The organism is Peribacillus simplex (assembly GCF_030123325.1).
Taxonomy (GTDB): domain Bacteria; phylum Bacillota; class Bacilli; order Bacillales; family DSM-1321; genus Peribacillus; species Peribacillus simplex_D.
Map to the genome: position 1 here is coordinate 1 of NZ_CP126106.1, position 10,000 is coordinate 10,000.

General features: G+C 40.4%; 9 protein-coding genes (1 of these 9 cut by a window edge). All 9 read left to right on the forward strand.

The window, feature by feature from the left end; translation table 11 throughout:
• Complete coding sequence (gene dnaA / locus QNH43_RS00005) at window positions 1-1,350, forward strand: chromosomal replication initiator protein DnaA (protein WP_076368513.1); 1,350 nt, start codon at window positions 1-3, stop codon at window positions 1,348-1,350.
• Window positions 1,351-1,543: 193 nt separating this feature from the next.
• Complete coding sequence (gene dnaN / locus QNH43_RS00010; RefSeq protein ID WP_101223982.1) at window positions 1,544-2,680, forward strand: DNA polymerase III subunit beta; 1,137 nt, start codon at window positions 1,544-1,546, stop codon at window positions 2,678-2,680.
• A 220-nt stretch (window positions 2,681-2,900) separates the two neighbouring features.
• Complete coding sequence (yaaA, locus tag QNH43_RS00015) at window positions 2,901-3,113, forward strand: S4 domain-containing protein YaaA (protein WP_034316192.1); 213 nt, start codon at window positions 2,901-2,903, stop codon at window positions 3,111-3,113.
• Between the two features lie 21 nt (window positions 3,114-3,134).
• Complete coding sequence (gene recF, locus QNH43_RS00020) at window positions 3,135-4,253, forward strand: DNA replication/repair protein RecF (protein WP_048687943.1); 1,119 nt, start codon at window positions 3,135-3,137, stop codon at window positions 4,251-4,253.
• A gap of 12 nt (window positions 4,254-4,265) precedes the next feature.
• The gene (gene remB, locus QNH43_RS00025; protein WP_076368514.1) at window positions 4,266-4,529 is read left to right on the forward strand and encodes an extracellular matrix regulator RemB; all 264 of its coding nucleotides are present in this window, start codon (window positions 4,266-4,268) and stop codon (window positions 4,527-4,529) included.
• Window positions 4,530-4,604: 75 nt separating this feature from the next.
• A complete protein-coding gene (gene gyrB / locus QNH43_RS00030; RefSeq protein ID WP_283902899.1) occupies window positions 4,605-6,530 on the forward strand; it encodes a DNA topoisomerase (ATP-hydrolyzing) subunit B in 1,926 nt (641 codons plus the stop codon).
• A 97-nt stretch (window positions 6,531-6,627) separates the two neighbouring features.
• Window positions 6,628-9,171 carry a DNA gyrase subunit A gene (gyrA, locus tag QNH43_RS00035; RefSeq protein ID WP_283916450.1) on the forward strand — a complete coding sequence of 848 codons (2,544 nt, stop codon included), beginning with the start codon at window positions 6,628-6,630 and terminating at the stop codon, window positions 9,169-9,171.
• 239 nt (window positions 9,172-9,410) lie between these two features.
• Entirely contained in the window at window positions 9,411-9,689 is a 279-nt protein-coding gene (locus QNH43_RS00040) for a hypothetical protein (protein ID WP_283916451.1), read from the forward strand.
• 109 nt (window positions 9,690-9,798) lie between these two features.
• Window positions 9,799-10,000 carry the 5' portion of an HD-GYP domain-containing protein gene (locus QNH43_RS00045; protein WP_349654821.1) on the forward strand. 509 nt of this gene lie beyond the right edge of the window, so 202 of the gene's 711 nt are visible here — the first part of the coding sequence; it begins with the start codon at window positions 9,799-9,801; the stop codon falls past the right edge of the window.

The following is a 10,000-nucleotide window of genomic DNA, read 5'->3' on the forward strand; positions in this document are numbered from 1 at the left end:
TTGGATAACATCGATAGCCTCTGGAACCAGGCGCTCGGAAAAATCGAAAAGAAAATCAGTAAACCAAGCTTTGAAACTTGGCTTAAATCAACCAAGGCTTATTTATTGCAAGGTGATACCTTAACAGTCACCGCTCCCAATGAATTTGCCAGGGATTGGCTTGAAGAACGCTATTCCCATCTTATTTCCGATGTATTGTTTGAACTTACCGGTGAGGAATTGGAAGCAAGATTCATCATTCCCCCCAATCAAGAAGATGATGATTTTACCGTTCCTGTTCAGCCTAAAAAGATAAAAAAACAGGACAAAGAGCATGCTGCATTTCCACAGCATATGCTGAATGCGAAAAATACCTTCGATACATTTGTCATCGGCTCCGGCAATCGTTTTGCCCATGCCGCGTCTCTCGCTGTCGCAGAAGCTCCGGCCAAAGCCTATAATCCCTTATTCATTTACGGGGGCGTAGGTCTTGGAAAAACTCATTTAATGCATGCAATCGGGCATTATGTTCTTGAGCATAATCCGAATGCAAAGGTCGTTTATTTATCGTCTGAAAAGTTCACGAATGAATTCATCAACTCGATCCGGGACAATAAAGCTGGGGAATTCCGTGATAGATACCGAAGCGTCGATGTTTTATTAATTGATGATATTCAATTTCTTGCGGGAAAAGAACAAACTCAAGAAGAGTTTTTCCATACATTCAATGCGTTGCATGAAGAAAGCAAACAGATTGTCATCTCGAGTGACCGCCCGCCAAAAGAGATACCTACACTCGAGGATCGCCTCCGTTCAAGGTTTGAGTGGGGCTTGATCACGGATATCACACCTCCTGATCTAGAAACGCGGATTGCCATTTTGCGTAAAAAGGCAAAAGCTGAGGGCCTTGATATCCCAAATGAAGTCATGCTCTATATTGCCAACCAAATCGATTCCAATATTCGTGAGCTGGAGGGTGCACTCATTCGTGTCGTCGCCTATTCTTCATTGATCAATAAAGATATAAATGCCGATTTGGCAGCTGAAGCATTAAAAGACATCATTCCTAGCTCCAAACCTAAAATAATCACCATCTTGGAAATCCAGAAGACCGTCGGTGAGCATTATAGTGTTAAACTTGAAGATTTCAAGGCGAAAAAACGGACAAAATCCGTAGCCTTTCCAAGACAGATTGCCATGTATCTTTCCAGGGAATTAACGGACTCATCCCTTCCCAAGATAGGTGATGAATTTGGAGGTCGCGATCATACGACCGTTATCCATGCGCATGAAAAAATCTCCAAACTCATGCAAACGGACACCCAGCTTCAACGTCAAGTTAAAGAAATCCAGGACCAGCTGAGGGTATAATAGATTCTGGATAATGTGAATAACTGACTACCACTTACACACAGTCTGTCCACATGTGGATAGACTGTTTTTCCTTAGGTTGATTGGACTTATCCACATATCAACAGGCCCTACTACTATTACTACTATCTTTTTTAATAAAAATTATTAATAAATATGCCTATTCGGCAATAAAAAAATTGGAGGATGAAACATGAGATTTATAATCCAAAGAGATCGATTAGTTCATAGTGTCCAAGAAGTAATGAAAGCAGTCACATCAAGGACGACGATTCCGATTCTAACGGGGATAAAAATAAGCGTCACTAGCGAGGGTGTCACTCTAACAGGAAGTGATTCCGATATCTCCATCCAATCATTCATTCCGGCTGAGGTTGACGGAGATGAGATTGTTGAGGTTAAAAGTAGCGGTGGTATTGTCCTGAATGCCCGTTTTTTCAGTGAAATTGTCAAAAAGCTGCCGATGGATACTGTAGAAATTGAAGTGGAGAATAACTTTCAAACGATCATTCGCTCAGGTAAAGCTGAATTTAATCTAAATGGACTGGATCCTGAGGAATATCCACATCTTCCGATCATTGAAGAAGAAAATATTTTCAAACTTCCAACGGACCTTTTAAAGACCCTTATCCGCCAAACTGGCTTTGCAGTGTCCACGTCAGAAACACGCCCCATCTTAACAGGTGTAAACTTGAAGGTTCAAGATGACGAATTGACCTGTATTGCAACAGATAGTCATAGGCTTGCAATGAGAACAGCCAAAATAGAAAATAAAATTAACGGTACCTATAGCGTTGTAATTCCAGGTAAAAGTCTGAATGAGTTAAGTAAAATCCTTGATGATACAAACGAACTCATTGAAATCGTCATTACCGAAAACCAAGTACTTTTCAAAGCTGAAAATTTATTATTCTTTTCAAGACTTCTTGAAGGGAATTATCCCGATACATCACGCTTGATTCCATCTGATAGCAAAACGGATGTGACTGTTCATACTAAAGATTTTCTTCAAGCGATCGACAGGGCTTCTTTATTGGCGAGGGAAGGAAGAAATAATGTCGTCAAATTGACAACCCTGGAAGGCCGTATAATCGAGGTCTCTTCCAACACTCCTGAAATTGGTAAAGTAATTGAAGAGGTTCAGGCAGAAGCCATTGAAGGTGAAGACCTGAAAATCTCATTCAGTGCAAAATTTGTAATGGATGCTCTAAAAGCATTGGAAGGTTCCGATATAAAAATTAATTTCACAGGTGCAATGCGTCCGTTTGTCATTCGCCCGCTACATGATGATTCCATGTTGCAATTAATTCTTCCGGTAAGGACTTATTAAGCTAAAATAATATTTCAAAAAAATTAAAGGCTTGTATAGCAGGTCTTTAATTTTTTTATATTTAAATATAGGTTTCCAAAGGGTTATTAGCGTTTTTTTAATGCTGTACGGAACGCTGAATCGCTAAAAACGAGAACTGAAAAAGCTATACTTTGTCTTAATGGGATTAATTTAGTAAAATGAAATATTAAAGACTACTTAGAAATGAGTGAGGCATGAAATGGACTCCATAAAAATCAATACTGAATATATTACGCTTGGACAATTCCTGAAATTGGCCGATTTGATCCAAAGCGGCGGAATGGCGAAATGGTTCTTAAGTGAATATGAGGTTTACATTAATGGCGAATTAGACGTGAGAAGGGGCAGAAAATTAAGATCAGGTGATAAAATAGAGATTCCTGGATTTGGCACCTACACAATTACAAGCTAAAACATAAGGGAAGAGCGGAATATGTATATTGAAAATATAAGTTTGAAAAATTACCGCAACTATACCGAATTGAATCTGACTTTTGAGAATAAAGTCAATGTAATCCTCGGCGAAAATGCTCAAGGAAAAACAAATGTCATGGAATCCATTTTTGTTTTAGCAATGGCAAAATCCCATCGGACCTCGAATGATAAAGAACTTATTCGCTGGGATGAAGAGTATGCTAAAATAGAAGGAAGAGTTAGAAAGAGAAATACCTCAATACCACTTGAGCTGACCATTTCAAAAAAAGGGAAAAAGGCGAAGTGCAACCATATTGAACAAAGAAAGTTGAGTCAATATGTCGGAAATATGAATGTGGTTATGTTTGCGCCTGAGGATCTTAACCTTGTAAAGGGAAGTCCTCTAGTCAGACGCCGTTTTATAGATATGGAAATTGGCCAGGTTTCTCCCGTATACCTTCATGATATGAGCCAATATCATAAAATACTTCAACAAAGAAATCATTACTTAAAGCTTCTGCAGACCCGGAAACAAACGGATACGACGATGCTTGACGTGCTGACTGATCAATTTATTCAGTATGCAGCGAAAATTGTCGAAAGAAGATACGAGTTTCTTTTAAAGCTCCAGCAATGGGCAGAGCCGATTCATTCGGGGATCTCCAGAAATCTAGAAGTATTGAAAATCCAATATAAACCGTCGCTTGATGTATCAGAATCTATGGATTTGACGAAAATGATAGAAGTATACACAGAAAAATTTGATAAAATAAAAACAAGGGAAATTGAACGGGGTGTAACATTGGTAGGTCCTCATCGTGACGACCTGGTTTTTTTTGTGAATGACCGTGATGTCCAGACATATGGTTCACAAGGACAACAGCGCACGACTGCCCTGTCTTTGAAACTTGCCGAAATTGAGCTGATCCATGAAGAAATCGGCGAGTATCCCATTTTATTATTGGATGATGTGTTATCGGAACTTGACGATTTCCGTCAATCCCATTTATTGAATACGATACAAGGGAAAGTGCAAACATTTGTGACGACACCCTCCGTTGATGGAATCGATCATCAAACCCTAAGAGAAGCGTCCACCTTTTATGTGAGTCAAGGAAGTATAAAAAAGGTTAAATGATGAGGTGAATGTATGTATCTCCATATTGGTGAAGACATTCTTGTGAAGACGGATGATGTCATAGCCATTTTAGATAAGAAGCTGCTTCAGGCCTCTCCAATCATGAGTGAATTTTTGGAGAAAAAGTCTGATGTAACTTACCATTTAGAAAAAAACTCGGTTAAATCGATTGTAGTGACGGACAAACAGGTATATTATTCACCGCTTGCGTCGTCCACTTTGAAAAAGCGTTCACTGCAATCATCGCTCTTAATCGATGATATAGATATTCTTTGAATTGTAGCTAAACGTTATGATTACTCCTGAAAATTGATAAATGCCAATAGAAAAGTGTAGGTGATACGAATGACAATGGAACAAAAAGAAGTACAAGCTCAGGCATACGATGAGAATCAGATACAGGTTTTAGAAGGCTTAGAAGCAGTTCGTAAACGTCCGGGGATGTATATCGGCTCTACCTCTGCAAAAGGACTTCACCATCTTGTTTGGGAAATTGTCGATAATAGTATTGATGAGGCACTAGCAGGTTTCTGTACGGAAATCAAAGTGACGATCGAAGAAGACAATAGCATAACCGTAGTCGATAATGGTCGTGGAATACCAGTCGGTATCCATGAAAAAATGGGACGGCCAGCTGTGGAAGTAATCATGACGGTCCTTCATGCGGGCGGTAAATTTGGCGGCGGGGGCTACAAGGTTTCCGGTGGACTGCATGGTGTTGGGGCTTCAGTAGTTAATGCCTTATCCACGGTATTGGAAGTTTATGTTCATCGTGAAGGTAAAATCCATTATCAGCAATTTAACCGCGGTATCCCTAAAGAAGACTTGAAAATTATCGGCGAAACCGATCATACAGGCACGACTGTACACTTCGTTCCGGATGGTGAAATCTTCACTGAAACCTTGGAATATGATTTCGATACATTAGCCACACGAATCCGTGAGCTTGCATTCCTGAATAAAGGCTTGAAACTGATCATTGAAGATAAACGTGGGGAAGAAGAGAAAATCAGAGATTTCCACTATGAGGGCGGCATCAAATCTTATGTTGAGCATTTGAACCGTACTAAAGAGGTATTGCATGAGGAACCGATTTTCATGGAAGGCGAGAAAGATGGAATTTCTGTTGAATTGGCATTGCAATATAATGACAGCTATATCAGTAATGTCTTTTCTTTTGCCAATAATATCCATACTTATGAAGGTGGTACGCATGAGTCAGGATTCAAGACTGCTTTGACCCGTGTCATCAATGATTATGCACGGAAAAATAGTCTCTTAAAAGAAGCGGATTCCAATTTCTCTGGTGAGGATGTCCGTGAAGGGTTAACGGCAATCATTTCGATTAAGCATCCTGATCCACAATTTGAGGGTCAGACGAAAACCAAACTCGGAAACTCTGAAGTAAGAACGGTTACTGATTCCATTCTTTCAGAAAGGCTGGATGCTTTCTTATATGAAAATCCTGCAGTGGCCCGGAAAATTGTAGATAAAGGGCAAATGGCGGCGAGAGCCCGTTTGGCAGCGAAGAAAGCACGTGAATTGACCCGGAGGAAAAGTGCTTTGGAAGTATCCAATCTGCCGGGTAAATTGGCCGATTGTTCTTCTAAGGACCCAGGTATCAGTGAATTGTACATCGTTGAAGGAAACTCGGCGGGAGGCTCGGCAAAACAAGGACGGGACCGCCATTTCCAAGCCATTTTGCCGCTAAGGGGTAAAATCCTGAATGTTGAAAAGGCGCGATTGGACAGAATCCTGCATAATGAAGAAATAGGTACGATCATCACAGCACTCGGAACAGGAATTGGTGATGAATTCAATATTGAAAAAGCCAGATACCATAAAATTGTCATCATGACCGATGCGGATGTCGATGGTGCCCATATCAGAACACTGATGTTGACATTCTTCTACCGGTATATGCGAAAAATTATCGAGTACGGATATATATATATTGCTCAGCCGCCGCTTTTCAAAATCCAGCAAGGGAAAAAAGTGGATTATGCTTATAATGACCGCCAGCTTGAGGAAATCATGGCAAGTTTGCCAAGTACTCCTAAGCCTAACTTGCAGCGTTATAAAGGGCTGGGGGAAATGAACCCAGAGCAACTGTGGGAAACGACCATGAACCCTGAAACGAGAACGCTGCTTCAAGTCAGTTTGAAAGATGCTGCCGAGGCAGATGAAACTTTCGAGATGTTGATGGGCGATAAGGTGGAACCACGACGTAACTTCATTGAAGAAAATGCAATTTATGTAAAAAATCTCGATATCTGATTTTTTGACAGGATGCTTTTTACATCCTGTTCTTTAAATAGTGAACGAACAGCTAAATTTTAAATGAGAGATAAGCTTTTTATAGGAGGTTGGCTCCATGTCAGAAAATGAAAGATCAGGTGTAAAAGAAATAAATATAAGTACCGAGATGCGGACATCGTTTTTGGATTATGCGATGAGTGTTATCGTGTCTCGGGCTTTGCCTGATGTAAGGGACGGTTTAAAACCGGTACACCGAAGAATTCTTTATGCAATGAATGATCTTGGAATGACTTCGGATAAACCATTTAAAAAATCTGCCCGTATTGTCGGGGAAGTAATCGGTAAATATCACCCGCATGGTGATTCAGCCGTATATGAAACGATGGTACGGATGGCGCAGCCTTTTAACTATCGCTATATGCTTGTCGATGGTCATGGGAATTTCGGTTCAGTCGATGGAGACCAAGCTGCCGCAATGAGGTACACAGAAGCAAGAATGTCAAAGATTTCGATGGAATTGCTTCGCGATTTAAATAAAGATACGGTTAATTTCCAAGATAACTATGATGGTTCAGAAAGAGAACCAGCGGTTATGCCAGCCCGTTTTCCGAACTTGTTAGTGAATGGATCATCTGGTATAGCGGTAGGGATGGCAACCAATATTCCACCACATCAATTAGGCGAGGTAATTGACGGCGTATTGGCTTTAAGCAAGAATCCTGAAATTACAATTCCTGAGTTGATGGAATATATCCCTGGGCCGGACTTTCCGACAGCCGGTTTGATTTTAGGGAGAAGTGGAATCAGAAAGGCCTATGAAACCGGAAAAGGGTCAATCATTCAACGTGCGAAAGTCGAGATTGAAGAGAAATCCAATGGTAAACAGGTAATCCTTGTTAAGGAAATCCCTTATCAAGTGAATAAAGCAAGATTGATTGAAAAAATTGCCGAACTTGCTCGAGATAAGAAAATCGAAGGCATTACCGACTTACGGGATGAATCGGATCGCAATGGCATGCGTATTGTCATGGAGCTTCGAAAGGATGTTAATGCGAATGTCCTTTTAAACAACCTGTATAAGCATACCGCGATGCAGACTACCTTCGGAATCAACCTGCTTGCTTTGGTGGACGGACAGCCTAAAGTATTGAATTTAAAACAATGCCTGCACTACTACTTAGAGCATCAGCAGGTAGTCATACGGCGCAGGACTGAATTTGAATTACGGAAAGCGGAAGCCCGCGCCCATATTTTAGAAGGGTTGCGCATTGCACTTGATAATTTGGATGCAGTCATTACGTTGATCCGCAGTTCCCAAACGACAGAAATTGCCCGTGAAGGCTTAATGACACAATTCTCACTTTCTGAAAAACAGGCGCAAGCTATCCTGGATATGCGTTTACAGCGTTTGACAGGTCTGGAACGTGAAAAAATTGAAGATGAATATCAGGCATTAATGGCTATAATTGCAGAATATAAAGCGATTCTTGCTGATGAGGAAAAGGTTCTTGAAATTATTCGTGAAGAGCTTCTTGAAATTAAAGAGCGTTTTGATGATAAACGGAGAACTGAAATCACATTAGCCGGCTTTGAAAGCCTGGAAGATGAGGATTTAATCCCAGAGGAAAATATAATCGTGACACTTACGCATAACGGTTATATTAAACGCTTGCCTGCAACCACATACCGCAGTCAAAAACGCGGAGGGCGCGGAATACAGGGTATGGGAACGAATACAGATGACTTCGTCGGTCACTTGTTAACCACATCGACTCATGACACTCTTTTATTCTTCACCAACAAAGGTAAAGTCTATCGTTCCAAAGGATATGAAATACCTGAATATGGTAGAACGGCAAAAGGATTGCCGCTTATCAACTTGTTGGAAGTCGATAAGGGCGAGTGGGTCAACGCAATCATACCTGTGAAGGAATTTGCTGACGATTGGTATTTATTCTTCACGACCAGACATGGGGTATCAAAGCGTACACCTTTGTCTTCTTTTGCAAATATCCGTAATAATGGTTTAATTGCCCTAGGTTTACGTGAAGATGATGAATTGATTTCTGTCCGTCTTACGAATGGAGAGAAACAGATCATAATTGGAACGAAGTCCGGGATGATGATTCGTTTCCCTGAGACGGATGTACGGACAATGGGACGTACTGCAGCGGGAGTTAAAGGAATTTCCTTAGGGACGAATGATGAAGTCGTCGGAATGGAAATTCTTGAAGATGATGAAGAAGTCCTCATCGTTACGAAAAACGGTTATGGCAAACGGACCTCTGCGGAAGAATACCGTATTCAAAGCCGTGGAGGGAAAGGAATAAAAACATGTAATGTCACTGAGAAAAATGGTGAACTAATAGCCGTGAAAACTGTTACGGGTGAAGATGAAGATTTGATGCTGATTACAGCAGCTGGTGTATTGATCCGGATGGAAGTCGAAGGCATTTCTAAAACGGGCCGTAATACACAGGGTGTTAAGCTCATCCGACTCGAATCCGCTGATAATGAATATGTTTCGACGGTAGCCATCGTAGGAAGAGAGGAAGAAGAAAAAGACATGGAAATAGAAACGGTCACGGCTCCTGATTCTGATTCTGAACCTACTGAAATTGAAAAAAATGAAGAAACTGAAAAAGATACGGAAGAATGATCTTTTCACAAAAAAGACCCAGGCAATTGAGCTGGGTCTTTTTTTGTGCTTAAGAAAAAATTCAAACTGATTTCAAGAGTGTTTGAATTTAAGCAAAAAGACTTATCATATTTAGGGTATTTAAAATAAAAAATGCTAATAAATTGAATTTATTTAGGTATTTAATCACAAAAAAAGATAGTTCCTACCATGTTTTTCAAATAGAATGATACTCGCCGATATTACCGAGGTGAAACGTTTTGCTAGTGAAAACTCGCTATTTAATCGAAGGCTGCATCCTGTCAAAAGAGATTAGAGGTCTTTCGAACAGACCCATTATGTATGAAAAAACAATATTGACCCGGCAATTAATCGAAGCGTTGCAAGTCTTTTTAATAACAGAGGTAAGCGTTGAAAAAACTTTGATTGATGGAAAGAGATTTCTGCCGAAAGAAGGAATGGATCAAGAATGGGATGAAATGGAAGAGTCAGCGGATTTCACGGATTTTTATCTTAAGTCAGTACAAACATATAAATGATTATTTAAAAATTGGCAAGCGGGCAGTAAAGTCGAGGTGGCCATGATTCGTTTAATCATGATCCCCCTTATGGACAAGGCTTTAGAGGAACCAGGAAACATTTTGAAAGCTGCACCACTATTGCAATAAAGAAGACTATGTATACCATCATGCCATTTCCATTGGATTAATAGGAGGATATATTGCATTTAAAATGAAATGCAATAGGGCTGATGTCTACCAAGCTGCAATTGGCGGATGTCTGGCAGATTGCGGGATGGCAAAGCTGCCACCAAGGTTATTAAGTAGAACGGGAAGCCTGACAGCAGATG

Excerpts from the sequence above, each read along its gene's own strand:
- gyrA (WP_283916450.1), top strand. The coding sequence starts at position 6,628 with ATGTCAGAAAATGAAAGATCAGGTGTAAAAGAAATAAATATAAGTACC.
- gyrB (WP_283902899.1), top strand. The coding sequence starts at position 4,605 with ATGGAACAAAAAGAAGTACAAGCTCAGGCATACGATGAGAATCAGATA.
- dnaN (WP_101223982.1), top strand. The coding sequence starts at position 1,544 with ATGAGATTTATAATCCAAAGAGATCGATTAGTTCATAGTGTCCAAGAA.
- yaaA (WP_034316192.1), top strand. The coding sequence starts at position 2,901 with ATGGACTCCATAAAAATCAATACTGAATATATTACGCTTGGACAATTC.
- recF (WP_048687943.1), top strand. The coding sequence starts at position 3,135 with ATGTATATTGAAAATATAAGTTTGAAAAATTACCGCAACTATACCGAA.
- remB (WP_076368514.1), top strand. The coding sequence starts at position 4,266 with ATGTATCTCCATATTGGTGAAGACATTCTTGTGAAGACGGATGATGTC.